Source organism: Clostridium culturomicium, assembly GCF_000821305.1.
GTDB lineage: Bacteria > Bacillota > Clostridia > Clostridiales > Clostridiaceae > Clostridium_J > Clostridium_J culturomicium.
Genome location: NZ_CCXK01000015.1, coordinates 1 through 15,214 on the forward strand (window position 1 = coordinate 1; position 15,214 = coordinate 15,214).

At 33.7% G+C, this 15,214-nt stretch carries 10 protein-coding genes, 1 rRNA gene, 2 pseudogenes and 1 other annotated feature; of the genes and pseudogenes, 3 read left to right on the top strand and 10 right to left on the bottom strand.

What is annotated here, in order from left to right:
• Positions 1 to 397: 397 nt before the first annotated feature.
• The 7 genes and pseudogenes from BN1075_RS06955 to BN1075_RS06980 all read right to left on the bottom strand — a co-directional run bounded on the left by BN1075_RS06955 (position 398) and on the right by BN1075_RS06980 (position 7,452).
• A 16S ribosomal RNA gene (locus BN1075_RS06955) occupies positions 398 to 1,906 on the bottom strand.
• Positions 1,907 to 3,157: 1,251 nt separating this feature from the next.
• Entirely contained in the window at positions 3,158 to 3,574 is a 417-nt protein-coding gene (locus BN1075_RS06960) for an FtsX-like permease family protein (RefSeq protein WP_040192428.1), read from the bottom strand.
• Positions 3,575 to 3,590: 16 nt separating this feature from the next.
• Positions 3,591 to 5,447, bottom strand: a complete 1,857-nt coding sequence (locus BN1075_RS06965) for an ABC transporter permease (RefSeq protein WP_052406439.1) — start codon at positions 5,445 to 5,447, stop codon at positions 3,591 to 3,593.
• A pseudogene (locus BN1075_RS06970) lies at positions 5,440 to 6,120 on the bottom strand (ABC transporter ATP-binding protein). Before BN1075_RS06970 ends, BN1075_RS06965 begins: the two are co-directional and overlap by 8 nt.
• 96 nt (positions 6,121 to 6,216) lie before the next feature.
• The gene (locus tag BN1075_RS21895; RefSeq protein ID WP_052406440.1) at positions 6,217 to 6,558 is read right to left on the bottom strand and encodes a sensor histidine kinase; all 342 of its coding nucleotides are present in this window, start codon (positions 6,556 to 6,558) and stop codon (positions 6,217 to 6,219) included.
• Positions 6,559 to 6,701: 143 nt separating this feature from the next.
• Positions 6,702 to 6,854, bottom strand: a complete 153-nt coding sequence (locus BN1075_RS21900; protein ID WP_197072287.1) for a hypothetical protein — start codon at positions 6,852 to 6,854, stop codon at positions 6,702 to 6,704.
• Positions 6,855 to 7,452 (bottom strand): annotated as a pseudogene (locus tag BN1075_RS06980) (response regulator transcription factor).
• 177 nt (positions 7,453 to 7,629) lie between these two features.
• On the opposite strand from BN1075_RS06980, the gene BN1075_RS06985 reads away from it, so the two are divergent.
• The gene (locus BN1075_RS06985; RefSeq protein ID WP_040192429.1) at positions 7,630 to 8,121 is read left to right on the top strand and encodes a hypothetical protein; all 492 of its coding nucleotides are present in this window, start codon (positions 7,630 to 7,632) and stop codon (positions 8,119 to 8,121) included.
• Positions 8,122 to 8,203: 82 nt separating this feature from the next.
• On the opposite strand, the gene BN1075_RS06990 is transcribed toward BN1075_RS06985, so the two are convergent.
• Both BN1075_RS06990 and BN1075_RS06995 read right to left on the bottom strand, forming a co-directional pair.
• Positions 8,204 to 10,333, bottom strand: a complete 2,130-nt coding sequence (locus BN1075_RS06990; RefSeq protein ID WP_040192430.1) for a sensor histidine kinase — start codon at positions 10,331 to 10,333, stop codon at positions 8,204 to 8,206.
• The gene (locus tag BN1075_RS06995; RefSeq protein WP_040192431.1) at positions 10,320 to 11,024 is read right to left on the bottom strand and encodes a response regulator transcription factor; all 705 of its coding nucleotides are present in this window, start codon (positions 11,022 to 11,024) and stop codon (positions 10,320 to 10,322) included. Before BN1075_RS06995 ends, BN1075_RS06990 begins: the two co-directional genes overlap by 14 nt.
• A gap of 372 nt (positions 11,025 to 11,396) precedes the next feature.
• Between BN1075_RS06995 and BN1075_RS07000 the strand changes: the two genes are divergently transcribed.
• Positions 11,397 to 12,689, top strand: a complete 1,293-nt coding sequence (locus BN1075_RS07000; protein ID WP_040192432.1) for a hemolysin family protein — start codon at positions 11,397 to 11,399, stop codon at positions 12,687 to 12,689.
• A 167-nt stretch (positions 12,690 to 12,856) separates the two neighbouring features.
• On the opposite strand, the gene asnS is transcribed toward BN1075_RS07000, so the two are convergent.
• On the bottom strand, positions 12,857 to 14,248 hold the full coding sequence (gene asnS / locus BN1075_RS07005) for an asparagine--tRNA ligase (protein ID WP_040192433.1): 1,392 nt from the start codon (positions 14,246 to 14,248) through the stop codon (positions 12,857 to 12,859).
• Positions 14,249 to 14,377: 129 nt separating this feature from the next.
• Positions 14,378 to 14,695 (bottom strand) — a binding site (T-box leader).
• A gap of 311 nt (positions 14,696 to 15,006) precedes the next feature.
• On the opposite strand from asnS, the gene BN1075_RS21105 reads away from it, so the two are divergent.
• Complete coding sequence (locus tag BN1075_RS21105; protein ID WP_081911517.1) at positions 15,007 to 15,183, top strand: DUF1648 domain-containing protein; 177 nt, start codon at positions 15,007 to 15,009, stop codon at positions 15,181 to 15,183.
• Positions 15,184 to 15,214: the final 31 nt, after the last annotated feature.

Below are 15,214 nucleotides of genomic sequence, written 5' to 3' on the forward strand. Positions count from 1 at the left end.
CTCCTAGTGCCAAGGCATTCACCATGCGCCCTTTGTAGCTTGACCTATCTTTACTACGATATAAGCTTCGAATTTCTGCGTCAGCTTCAGTTGCTCATTGCTCACTTACCCTAAAGTAAGCTCGCCGCTTCGCGCCTTCGCTTCCTTGAACTTCTCGCTTTTATCTTCGTAATCTTGTTCTTTCATGATTTTAGCGATAAAATCACTCCAAAACTAATAATTCTACAAAGAATTCATTAAAATTCTTGACGAAATTATAACTTTAAAATTAATTTAAAGATTTAACTTTCACTGTGTAATTTTCAAAGAACATTTTGAGAGTTAGTCTCTCAAAATTAAACAGAGTAATAAGTACCAGTAGTTTTCATAAGGGATTAACCTTATGTCGACTCCCTAGAAAGGAGGTGATCCAGCCGCAGGTTCTCCTACGGCTACCTTGTTACGACTTCACCCCAATCACTAATCCCACCTTCGGCCGCTGGCTCCTTACGGTTACCTCACGGACTTCGGGTGTTACCAGCTCTCATGGTGTGACGGGCGGTGTGTACAAGGCCCGGGAACGTATTCACCGCGACATGCTGATTCGCGATTACTAGCAACTCCGGCTTCATGCAGTCGAGTTTCAGACTGCAATCCGAACTGGGATGAATTTTATAGTTTGGCTCCACCTCGCGGTATTGCATCTATTTGTATTCACCATTGTAGCACGTGTGTAGCCCTAGACATAAGGGGCATGATGATTTGACGTCATCCCCACCTTCCTCCACGTTAACCGTGGCAGTCTCACTAGAGTGCTCAACTTAATGGTAGCAACTAATGATAAGGGTTGCGCTCGTTGCGGGACTTAACCCAACATCTCACGACACGAGCTGACGACAACCATGCACCACCTGTCTTCCTGCCCCGAAGGGCTTCCTCGATTAAGAGTAATTCAGGAGATGTCAAGTCTAGGTAAGGTTCTTCGCGTTGCTTCGAATTAAACCACATGCTCCGCTGCTTGTGCGGGCCCCCGTCAATTCCTTTGAGTTTTAATCTTGCGATCGTACTTCCCAGGCGGAATACTTATTGTGTTAACTGCGGCACAGAAGGAGTCGATACCTCCTACACCTAGTATTCATCGTTTACGGCGTGGACTACCAGGGTATCTAATCCTGTTTGCTCCCCACGCTTTCATGCCTCAGCGTCAGTTACGGTCCAGAAAGCCGCCTTCGCCACTGGTGTTCTTCCTAATCTCTACGCATTTCACCGCTACACTAGGAATTCCGCTTTCCTCTCCCGCACTCTAGATGTCCAGTTTGAAATGCAGCACCCAAGTTGAGCCCGGGTATTTCACATCTCACTTAAACATCCGCCTACGCATCCTTTACGCCCAGTAAATCCGGACAACGCTTGCCACCTACGTATTACCGCGGCTGCTGGCACGTAGTTAGCCGTGGCTTCCTCCACGGGTACCGTCATTATCGTCCCCGTAAACAGAACTTTACAACCCTAAGGCCTTCTTCATTCACGCGGCGTTGCTGCGTCAGGGTTTCCCCCATTGCGCAATATTCCCCACTGCTGCCTCCCGTAGGAGTCTGGACCGTGTCTCAGTTCCAATGTGGCCGATCACCCTCTCAGGTCGGCTACGCATCGTCGCCTTGGTGAGCCGTTACCTCACCAACTAGCTAATGCGCCGCGGGTCCATCTTGTAGCGGATTGCTCCTTTGATCTTTCTACCATGCGATAAAAAGATGTTATGCGGTATTAATCTTCCTTTCGGAAGGCTATCCCCCTCTACAAGGCAGGTTACCCACGTGTTACTCACCCGTCCGCCGCTAATCCACCCCGAAGGGCTTCATCGCTCGACTTGCATGTGTTAGGCACGCCGCCAGCGTTCGTCCTGAGCCAGGATCAAACTCTCAATTTAAAAAGTTTGAGCTGCGCTCTAATTGTTTCGCTGACTTGTTAAAGTCATTTATTGATAGATTATCTCTATCGAAATTAACTGGTTTTACCTTTATTTCTCTGTTTAATTTTCAAAGACCAATTCTTTTTCTTCGTCGTTTACTTCCGACGACTTTTATTATTTTACCAGAGGCTTTCGCACCTGTCAACAACTTTTTAAAAACTTTTTAATGAGTTTTTCAAGTTTGTTGTTTTTGTTTTGCCGTGTCTCTCAGCGACAAGTCATATCTTATCATTATTTATTCTATATAAAAATATAATAAAACTTTATATTAGATAAATATAGGTCAAATTCTTCAATATACTTGCTTTTTCTCTTTAATACTCATATTGATACACTAGGTATTGTTTATATACAAATTACTATTATCTCATGTTTATATATAAAAAAGGATATAATCTTCTATTGATTATATCCTTCCAAAACAATTTCTTGATATTTTTTATTGACCCATTTTTACATCTTGCTCTTGCTTTAATTTATTTACGAAATTAAGGTAAGTAGCATTTTGTTTTTGGCTTAATAAATTTACCTTTAACTGATCTTTAACTTCATCAAAGCTCTTAGTTACTTCTGCAGTTNTCGCTTCATCACTTGTTAGTGACGACTTTTTCTATTCTACTAGATACTTTCGCATCTGTCAACAACTTTTTAAGTGAATCTCTAAATCTTTGATTTAGTTAGTTGAACTTACTCATTCGAACGAATGTGAGAAGGAGTTTCCTTTACTCATTAAATTCTTTCAATCTTTCGTTGTTTGTTTTGCCGCATCTCTCAGCGACAAGACATATCTTATCATGATTTTAACACTTAAAACAGCCATTTAAATCTATTTTAAGAAATTATGGCGAAATAACTACAAATTTCTTTAAATTTCTTCATATTTCATACACTGATACACTAGGACGGGTATTATTTACTAGAATACCTTTTTACGTATTTAGATTATGATTTATTGTTAATATCCTCTATATGTATTGTGTATATCGGTTAGTTAATAATCTCTTCAATGTTATTAAAACTAAAAAGGTGCTGAATCCAAACAGCATCTTTCTAAAAATCATTTAATGTAAAGTAAAAGATTTATTCTCTCTCTCTAAGCCTCTCAACCACACTATCCTTACTTGCAATTTTATAGCAAATCACTGGTACAATTACCGCAAAAACAAACAAAATTGGAAGACAGATTAAAACTGGCATTATAGTAAATTGTTATTTAAAGAACCATATACCTCCCATGAAGGCACTTACACCAAAGTAACAAATTGCTGTGCCTAGCGTTAACACAAACATTCTTGTTAAACCAGCATAGGTTAAGCCTTCTAATATTAGCATCTCATTCATCTGCTTATTAGTCATTCCAATGCTCTGAAGCATTGCCAGCTCATGTTTTTTTGAAATTACTGAAGTTATCATGGTGTTGATAAAGTTCATGATTCCAATAACCGCTATGATGAAGCTTAGAACTGTTCCAACACTCATATAGGTCCTCTGAATACCATTAAACTCTTCCACAAAGGTTGATTTTGATTCATAATTTATATCCTTATTTATGTTTTCACAGTAATTCTTTAAAAATGCTTCTATATCAGTCTCATTTGCATCCTTCACATTCATCATTGTTACCATTGAGCTATACCCCCATTTAAGCTTCAAATTCTTCTACTGATACATAAAAATCTAAATCAAATAAATGACCATGTCTTACAGATAAATTATGTGGAATTGCTGCTATTGACATAACTTCATATTCCTCGGAGTTCCCATTACCATAATCTATTGTTATCTTTTCGCCCACATTATAGAGTCTACCTTCTCCACTTTCCACGTTAAAAGGTGTTACTATAATATACTTTCCAGATTTAAGCTTTTCATAGTCAATTTCACCTTCGAAAACCTTAAGTTGCTTCATAATTGTTTCATCTATTCCGTAGGTATATGGTAATGTAAGTCCACTTGTTATTTCAGCTTCAATTTGCTCATCATACCCATCCATGTATAACTCGGGCTGATTTTTCAGAATTTTATCCACATTATTTTTCAAATTATTATCAATTTTCAACATATTCTCAACAAAACGCACATTTCCTATTTCAGAAACTCCATCAAGAACTTCTAAGTCCCTCAAAAATCCTTCATTTAATGTATCTTCACCATTATATCCAGTATAAACATTAAAGTAGTTTGTATCTGCTATAACAAAATCAGAAACAATCTTTTTACTTAAATAAGTATCCATATCAAATCCCTTTACTAAAGCATAAGTGCAATTTAAAATAATTAAGCTTAGCGAAAGGGAAATTGTAACTAAAAGTGTTTTTTTACAGCTTCTAAATACATTTGCAAAAGCCATTTTTCTAAGCTTTCCACCTTGACTTTTCTTAGCTGTTGCCTTGGCTCCAACCTTTCCTTCTGTGTTTCTTAAGGCTTCAATCGGACTTACTTTTCCAGCCATTTTAGCAGGCTTTCTAACGCTAATTAAAACAGTGACCAGCGCAAAGATTGCCGCCCCAATAAAGATTATTGGATTTGCAGAAAATATTTCTCCTGCAATATTAATCCGACCTAAAACCATTGGTGTTAAGACTATCCCGATTATGTACCCTAAAATAAGCCCTATTGGAATTCCTATTAATGATAAAATTAAAGATTTCTTTCTTATTATTCTTCCAATCTGCTTTGAAGTTGTTCCTATAGTTTTTAAAAGTCCATAAAATCTGATATCCCTTGATACTGATATAAAGAAAATGCTATAGATAATTAAGTATCCAAAGAAAATTATAAGTGTAAGACCGCCTATTATAGCTAAAACTGCTGGTATGTCAGCCTCCCCTGAGTTTCCTATATATGCCCAGTTTACACCAAAATCTATGTCATTTACTCCAGCTGAGACATAATCCTCAAGTTTTGAATCAAGGTATTCTCTAGAAATCCAAATCTGACTAGCTGGGATAATCTTATCCCCCTCCCAATAACCTGATAGAATAAATTTATCTTTGACAAGCTCTCCACCTAAAGTATATTCAAGTTCAATTTCCTGACCTAATTCATAAGGTAATCCAAGGTGATCTAAAACTATTGTATCTAAGGCAATCTCATTGATTTTCTTTGGCATATTTCCCTTAGTTGGCTTTGCAAATTGGAACTCTGCCTGCCCATCTGTTGCAAAACGAATTTCACTTGGATGCTTTCTTAATGCTTCATTTTCAGCCACTCCTAAAATAATAGAATACTCCATATTGCTGCTTAGTTTATGACTTTTTAATCTATCATACTTTTCCTGAGTTAAGTACTTAAAGCTTCCATGGGCTTTCCCACCTGTTTGCCTCATGGTACTTTCTTCTAAGGAATCCTTCATACTCATTCCTACCGTAAATAAAGTTGTAAACATAACAGTTGTTAAAACTATGGCTGCTATGGCAAAAATATTTCTAAGCTTATTTGCTTTAAAAGAGTTGTTTGCAAGCTTTTTTATTGCTTTCTTATTATCAACCTTAATCATTTTTACCACCACCTATGATTTTTCCATCTTCAATGCGGATAATTCTATCTGCCATTTGCGCAATCTCTTCATTATGAGTAATCATAACTATGGTCTGTTTGAACTTTTGGCATGTAACCTTTAAAAGTCCCATAACATCTAAGGTGGTTTTGCTATCTAAATTTCCTGTTGGCTAATCTGCCAGAATTATTGCAGGCTTTGTTGCAATAGCTCTTGCAATGGCAACTCTCTGCTGTTGTCCTCCTGAAAGATTATTAGGCAGATTGTTAAGCTTGCTTTCTAAGCCTAAGGTTGAAATTATTTGATCTATGTAAGCCTTATCCGGTGTATTTCCATCTAATTCTATAGGTAAAACAATATTATCATATACATTTAATACAGGAACTAAATTAAAATTTTGAAATACGAACCCAATCTTTCTTCTTCTGAAAATAGTAAGTTCATCATCCTTTAATCCAAAGATATCCCTTCCATCAACTACTACAGTTCCGCTAGTTGGTCTATCAAGTCCTCCAAGCATATGAAGCATTGTAGACTTTCCACTTCCTGAAGTTCCAACAATAGCAACAAACTCCCCATTTTTAACGGTTAAGCTTGCCCCATCAAGAGCTCTAACTTCACTTTCTCCAGCACCGTATATTTTTCTTAAATCCTTAGATTCTAATATATTCATAACGTGTAACCTCCACAAAAATAGTCTATATATTTGAGCACGCTCTGCCCATATATAGACTATAACAAAAGAATCTTTCCACAATCTTTCTCAAATCTAACAGTTTTGAAAGATTTCCTTCGGTAAGAAAACCGAAAAAGTTGAACCAGTTCCAACCTTTGATGCTACCTTCATGTATCCTCCTTGAGCCGATAAAATCTTTCTTGTTAGGAAAAGTCCAATGCCTATTCCCTCAATATTCTGCACCTGTTGAGAACGATAAAAACGACTAAAAATCTTATTTTGTTCCTCTTCAGCAATACCAATACCATTATCCTCAATATCGATGCGACAAAACATTTCATAGTCCTTAACCTCAATAATAATACTACCATTCTCATTAGTATGTTTCACAGCATTGTCAACTATATTATAAACTGCTTCAACGGTCCACTTCATATCAAAAACTGCCTTCTCCTTTTCACAGTCGCAATGAAGTTTTATCCCCTTTTCCTTAACCCCTCTGCTGTAGCAGAATTATGTACAATGTAATATTTCATCTTTGTTTCAATTGCTGAAATTATGGATTCATCATAAGTATTTTATTTGAACTCCCTTGAAATTGCATCCTCAAGCATTTTATATAATATCTTCATCATTTGTTTTGAATTATACCTATATATCACTACAATAATCACCGCAGATGTCACTGCCGCTACTGCTATGCTTATACATATAATATTTAAAACATCCATTTATTTCACCGCCCAGGAATAACCGATGCCATAAATAGTCTTAATGTACTTTGGCTTAGACGGTACTTCTTCAAGCTTATCTCTTAACCTTTTAACTGTTACAGAAAAAGCATTTTCATCCACGTATTTCGCTCCATCAGTCCAGATTTTATCAACTAAATCACCTCTTGAAAGAGTATTTCCCTTATTATCAATTAGGAGTCTAAGTAGTTTCTGCTCTGTTTTGCTCAGCTCTATAATCTGTTCAGATTTTTTGAACTCCACGTTATCAAAATTAAAGTTAAATTCACCAATTTTTAAAGTATTTGACTTTGGCATAGCTTTTCTAAGCTGAGTATTAACCCTTGCTCTAAGAACCATTAAGCTGAAAGGCTTAGTAAAGATATTTCCCTTACTTCACTCAAAAAAAATTAAGTCCATTTCCATCTGGCAGATTCACATCTAAAATAATCAAATCAAAATCGGCTTCTTTAATTTCACTTCTAGCACTTTCAAGGGTATAGACTTGACTAAATTCATTGTCTTCATTTTTTAATGCAAGAACCATCCCTTTACTTAAAGCTACATCATTCTCTATAATTAAAATTTTTCGTTTCATAATCCACCCCAAACTTTTCACACAATTCACACAAAATGAACAAGTTATCCACAGAATAATCCACAATTGTGTGAATAATCTTAATATTTTTAATCATAGCATATTTTTATCCACATATATATTTATACAGTTCCTACTGAATATACTTATTATATAGGTATTTTCGGAGGTTTCTTAATGTTCAGGTTTCATAACGCTAATACTTCTCCAAACATAAGGTCTACAGCTAAAGCCACATCAGATGACAAAAAAAATCTACCTATGAATTCTCAAACTCCACCCAAGGCTTTAAACTCAATTGGAGTAACCTCCTCTCTCACTGCCCTTTTCTGTCTCTTTATGCCCTTTATGACCTTGTCAACTTTAAAAGCTTCAACCTCTTACACCTTTATCAATCATCCTCAATATAAGCTATTTATTATTCCTATCACTATTGTAGCTTGTCTCTATCTTTTAAAACAGCAAAGAGTTGCATATATTACATCAACCATCAACTTTGTGCTCTTAGTCTATGAGGTAGTACCAATTATAAAGCTTTCTCATAACTTAGGAAAGTATACACCCTATATATGTGGTAATCTAACCTTTTGGTTTTACCTGCTTATTGTTAGTTCCTTTGTGATGATGATTTCACCTTTTATCCATAAATCTATTATAAAATCTAATTAATCTAATTAATCTAATTAAAAGAGTAGCAACACAAATTCCTAACTTGTACTACTACTCTTTTAATTTATTATTATTTAACAGCTTACTTTTTAAAATTTATCATAACCTTAAATAAATCGCCATCCACTTTAATGTTTAAACTTCCACCTTGTAATTCAACAAAGCTTTTTGCAATGGCAAGACCTAATCCTGAGCCTTCTGTATTTCTTGATTCATCTCCACGTACAAATCTTTCAACAATATTCTCTGCATCAAAGTTAATTTCTTCTGCTGCAATATTCTTTAAGGTAATTTCTACATAATCCTTCTGATCAATTATATCAATGTACACTCTAGTACTTACCATTGCATATTTTGTTATATTTGATACTAGATTTTCAAACACTCTAAAGGTACGGAAGCTATCCAGCTGTAAAATCACCTTTTCATCTGGGAAATTCTTTCGAAGGATTAATGAGGAACTTTCTAGCTTATCCTCAAGCTCCAGTAAGGTTTGCTTCATTAAAGAGACTACATCCACAGCTTCAATATTCATGGTTATATTTCCGCTGGTTGCTTTACTAACTTCAAATAAATCTTCTATTAAGAATTGAAGTCTTTGAGCTTTCCTATCTAAGGTATCTAAATATTGAACTCTTTTTTCTTCCGCTAAATTTTCATCCTTTAAAAGATCCACATAGGTTATGATTGATGTCAAAGGTGTCTTTAAATCATGAGAAACATTTGAAATTAACTCCGTCTTCATCTTCTGACTTCTAACCTCTTCATCAACAGCCTTTTTAAAACCACTTTGAATTCTTTCTAAATCGTCTTTCAACGGTTCAAATACACCTAAATCTTCTGCAATTTTTACATCTAAATTACCTGCTGCAATTCTTTTAGTTGCCTCAGATAAAACTTTATATTTATTACTTATTTCATCCACATATTTTTTTGTTAATAAAAATACAACTACTGAATAAATTATTACTCCAATGATACCAAAGAACCATGCAAAACAAAATAATGATACTATTGCTCCATTAATCAGAATTACCTTTAAAATCACCTTATTATTCTTTTTAGTCAAATCTACTTCTGCTAAAGCTTTTATTGTTCTCTTAATATACCTTCCTACAAAACCTAAAACTCTCCCAATAATGGTGCTTTCAAAGAAATACCTTTTAAACCCAGTCTTAAATATATGCTTTAACATTAACCCAACATTGAAAAATACAGTAAATATTACTGACCAAACAAGGAAGTTAATTAAATAATAAGTTCCATGACTTAACCCTATATCTCCTGTAAGTCCACCAATAAACCTGCCTGGTACTCCTACTATACACTCACTTATCATAAACATTGCAGACGCAACCGTTAGGAAAATATTTATTCCTACCAAAACACAAATTATTTCAAAGGGAGTTTTTGTTATTACCTTAAATCCTATAATTTCTTTTGCTCTGTTATATGGTATTAGAAGACCTATTAAAATTACAACTGCTATTGCTATACTAATAAAAATAACGGCTGCTTCTCCATAACTATCATTTAAAGAATTATTTAGCTTCCAAGCAATCCCATCATAATATCTCAGTTCCTTAGGAACTCCAACCATAATATTTACATTTGTAATGTCTACTAAATCCTGATGATATCCATAAAAGCCTGAGTTCGAATTATTATATATGTTTTGTTGAACTGTATCCTGATTTGCACCATATGCATATTTTACAGTTGGTTTTCCTAACTCATCATAGTTTATTATCACGTAAAATTGATAATAATCACTTTTTATTGAGTTTATATCTATATCTCCATTTTCTAATACTTCAATACCTTCAATGTTAGTAACGCTAATTTTCTCCTTAGGATTTATAGCAAAATAATCTACATTTAAGTATTCCTGTGTATAGTCTTCTACAAGACTGTTAAAGTAATTTATAGCATGTTCATCTCTTCGTCCTTTACTGGTCTCCTTAACTAAAATTTCAAAGGGCGTTACTGTCTCTTCTCCACTAGTCCTCATAGTATCATAAAAGGCTTTATAGCTGATCCCTTTCATTATTCCTGTAAATTCATAACCTTCAAAGTAGGAATATTCCTTTTCTTTTTCCTTTGCAATTTTATCTATAGTTGGGTATGATGCTATAATCCCTATAGAAGTTATCATTACTATTATTATTGCTATTAAACTAATTATTAATTTTCCAAATTTACTGCTTTTCAATTTTATATCCAACTCCCCATACAACCTTTAAATATTTTGGATTCTTAGGATTTATTTCTATCTTTTCTCTTATATTTCTCACATGAACCATAATGGTATCAGTGTTAACAGCCTGCTCATTCCATACTCTTTCATATATCTCATCTGCCGAAAATACCCTGCCTTTATTTTGTATTAAAAGTGACAAAATCTTAAACTCACTAGGAGTCAGCTTCACTAGCTTTTCATCTACAAATACTTCTTTAGTATCTAGATTTAGCTCTAATCCACCTGCTTCAAATATGTTTTCATTTACGTCTTCCTTTTGTACCATATTTAAATATCTAGAATATCTTCTAAGCTGTGAATTAACTCTAGCTAAGAGCTCTAGTGGCCTAAAAGGTTTTGTTACATAATCATCAGCACCAATATTTAATCCCATTATCTTATCAACTTCTTCTGATTTTGCTGATAACATTATTACTGGAAAATCATGCTTCGCTCTTAATTTCATCACAAAAGTTATGCCATCCATTTTAGGCATCATAACATCTACTATAGCTAAATGTATCTTCTCTTTTTCTAATACCTCTAACCCTTCAATTCCATTATTGGCTATATGAACTTCATATCCTTGATTCGATAAATATGCCTCTATGGCTATGGCAATATCCTTCTCATCCTCAACTATTAATATGTTATATTTATTCATACTACTTCCTCTTTCCATGCTTTCTACACTTCTACTCAACTTATATTAAGTATAACGCATCATAGAAATTATTTCATTTCACTCCCCTCACTATGCAGCACTTTTCCTATGATTTAATATTACATTTCAAAACTAAAGAACATATTGGAAAAAATCTAAAGAATTTCTAAAGAATATATTGATATTTTCATTTTACAAAGCAAATTTACTATTTTGTCAAAATTAAGCTGTATTTATTCATTGCACCAAATTATATTGTTGCCTATGCTATTTTCTTTGTTTTTTGTTAAATTAATACTTCTTAGTAAGTTTGTTGTGCGAAATTTCACATGTTATAATTAAAGTATAATATTTTTTAGGAGGATTTTTTAAATGGACGATAGCTCGGGAGGTAGTATTATTCTTATTTTAATACTAGTTATGGTTAATGCATTTTTTGCATCAGCTGAAATGGCAATAGTGTCAATGAACAAAACAAAACTAAATTTGTTAGCAGAGGATAATAATAAAAAGGCAAAATTACTATTATCATTAGTAAAAGATACTAGTAAATTTTTAGCTACCATTCAGGTTGGAATTACCTTTGCTGGATTTTTTGCATCGGCTTCAGCTGCAACAACTATATCAAGTCAATTTGGTGAGTTTTTAACAAATTTCGGTATTCCTTATGGTAACAACATCGCTTTAGTAATTACAACTTTAATAATATCTTATATTACTTTAGTTTTAGGGGAATTGGTACCTAAAAGAATAGCCTTGCAAAATGCAGAAAAAATTGCCATGATTAGTGTAAAAACAATAATAATTATTTCCAAAATTACAAAACCTTTTGTATGGTTTTTATCATTATCTACTAATTTAATTTTAAAATTACTAGGAGTAAAAACAGATGGTGTAGAAGAGAAAATCTCAAGAGAAGAAATACGAAGTTTAGTTGAACTTGGTGAAGAACAAGGAACCATCAATGAAACCGAGAGGACAATGATAGACGGTATAATTAAATTTGATGATATTTTAGCTAAAGAGGTAATGACTCCAAGAACCGAAACGTTTTGTATTGAAGCTAATACAGATATTAAAGAAAGTATAAATCTAATTCTACAAGAAAATTATTCAAGAATTCCCGTTTATGAAGAGGAAATTGATAATATTGTTGGAGTTATATATATGAAAGAAATATTTGCGGCAGTAATTAATAATGGAATCGAAACTTTATCCATTAAAGATGTTATGAGAACCCCTTATATGGTTCCAGAAACTAAATCAATTGATAAACTACTTAAGGACATGCAGGATTCCCAAAATCATATAGCCGTTGTTATTGATGAGTACGGTGGATTTTCAGGTATTGTTACCTTAGAAGATTTATTAGAAGAGGTAATCGGTGAAATCGAAGACGAATATGATGATTCTTTTACCGATATTGAAAAAATTGATGATAAAACTTATATAGTGAATGGATTAGTTACAATTTCAGATATAAATAAATATTTAAACTTAGATTTTCAATCTAATGCTATTGATACTATAGGAGGCTTAGTAATTGAAAATATAGGTACAATTCCAAATGATTATGTCAATAAAGAGATTATCATTAATTGTATAAAGTTTAAAATATTATCTTTAGATGGCAAAAGAATAGAAAAAATACAATTATCAATGTAAGAAATAGCTTTAAATAAAATACTGTTACATTTATCGGTTAACCAATAAACGTAACAGTATTTTCTCTTAATTTACAGGCAGTGTTATGGTAGTGTTATTTTAAAATAACACTACCATTTTTCGCTTTCTAATAACCTTTATTCAAGCCATTCTTGGCTGTTTTCTTCTTAGAATTCCGCAGTTCCTGTTGTTCTTGGGAATGGTATTACGTCTCTGATGTTACTCATTCCAGTTACGTACATTATCATTCTTTCAAACCCTAATCCAAATCCAGAGTGTTTAGTTCCACCAAATTTTCTTAGCTCTAGGTACCACCAGTAATCTTCTTCTTTTAGACCTAGTTCTTTTATTCTATCAAGAAGTACATCGTATCTTTCTTCTCTTTGGCTTCCACCTATGATTTCTCCGATTCCTGGAACTAAAAGGTCTGTTGCTGCAACAGTTTTTCCATCATCGTTTAATCTCATGTAGAAAGCTTTTATTTCTTTTGGATAATCAGTTACGAATACTGGTTTCTTGAATACTTCTTCAGTAAGATATCTTTCATGTTCAGTTTGAAGATCACAACCCCAAGATACTGGATATTGGAACTCCTTATCAGCCTTTTGAAGAATTTCTACTGCTTCTGTATAAGTTACTCTTCCGAAATCAGAAGATGCAACGTGCTGTAGTCTTTCTAATAAACCTTTGTCAACAAAGCTATTGAAGAATTCCATTTCCTCTGGAGCATTTTCAAGTACGTAGTTGATGATATACTTAATCATATCTTCAGCAAGCTCCATATCGTCTTGTAAATCAGCGAAAGCTATCTCTGGCTCTACCATCCAGAACTCAGCTGCATGTCTTGCAGTGTTTGAGTTTTCAGCTCTGAAAGTTGGTCCAAAAGTATAAACGTTTCTGAAGGCAAGTGCATAACACTCTGCAGCAAGCTGACCACTAACTGTAAGGTTTGTTTCCTTACCAAAGAAGTCCTTCTTATAATCTATTTTCTTATCTTCAGTCATTGGAATGTTGTTTAAATCCATAGTTGTAACTTGGAACATTTCACCTGCACCCTCAGCGTCACTTCCTGTGATTATTGGTGTGTGAGTGTAAACAAATCCTCTTTCATTGAAGAAGCTGTGGATTGCATAGGCAACTAATGATCTTACTCTGAATACTGCTGAAAAAGCGTTACTTCTTGGTCTTAAGTGAGCTATTGTTCTTAAGTATTCAAAAGTGTGTCTTTTCTTTTGAAGTGGGTAATCACTGCTTGATTCTCCCTCAATTACTATTTTAGTAGCCTTAATTTCGAAAGGCTGCTTGCTTCCTGGAGTTAATACAAGCTTACCTTCAATTGTTAAAGATGAGCTTATTGCTAACTTCTCAACTTCTTTAAAGTTCTCTAGGTTATCCTCAAATACAACCTGTACGTTCTTAAAGAAACTACCATCATTAATTTCTATGAACCCAAATGCTTTAGAGCTTCTTAAAGTTCTAATCCAACCTGAAATACAAACATCTTGGTCTGCGTATCTTTCACATTCTCTGTAAAGACTTTTTACTAATACTTTTTCCATGAAAATTCCTCCTTAATTTATATTTTGTCTCACCGTTGTAATGAAACTTAATTTACTGTTTATATATAAATTGTTTCCAAAAAGCCTGTTTTTGAGCAATAAAAAAACCTTTTCACCCCTAAACTTCTTCAAAGGGACGAAAGGAAACATTCCGCGGTACCACCCAAATTATCATTAAAATGATCTGCTCTTAAAGTACGAAGATTTCTCTTGATACTTTTCTCCTTTAACGGTGAGGCTCCGTCTAAGTCTACTTAAGTGAGAATCCAAATCTATGATTCAGTTAATCGAACTTACACCTTCGACATAAGGAGAAGGTGATTTCAATTCACTTTTTCGGTTAGAAACTCCGAGATGTTCTTCAATAAAAGCTTCATATTGGTCTTCCACCATCACCAACTCGCTTTAACTACTTCTTTTATTTACTCTTCTCATCACAGTTTGTAAATTGTGGTTGTATTTAATTATTTCCAAGTTTAAACGAATTATACCTTGGTTATATCTAATATTATATGGTTCTGTTTTTATAATGTCAACCTCATGAAATATATATTTTTCTTTTAATCTATTTAACTATTCCATTTCAGTTATAAATTATAAACTAAGGTAATATATGTTAAAATTTTTATAATATTTTTATAAAATCAGTTAAGTTTTTATAAATACTGCAAAGTAACTAGGAATAATAGCTGACCCGTAGAATCTACGGGTCAGCATTATCCTTCACCTTTAAATGAAATTTCCATGGAGGTATATCTATGAAAGAGAAAATGCCCTTCACCAAAACTCAAAAGCTTTTAGAAATTCTTTCCTTAATCGTAATGGTATCCTGTACTACTTATATCTGCACATCCTGGAGTACCCTTCCTGACACACTGCCTTCCCACTTTAATGCCTTAGGACAACCTGATGACTGGAGCGGTAAAGCCACTTAGTCCATGGTTTATCCCTATATTCCTTTTAGGA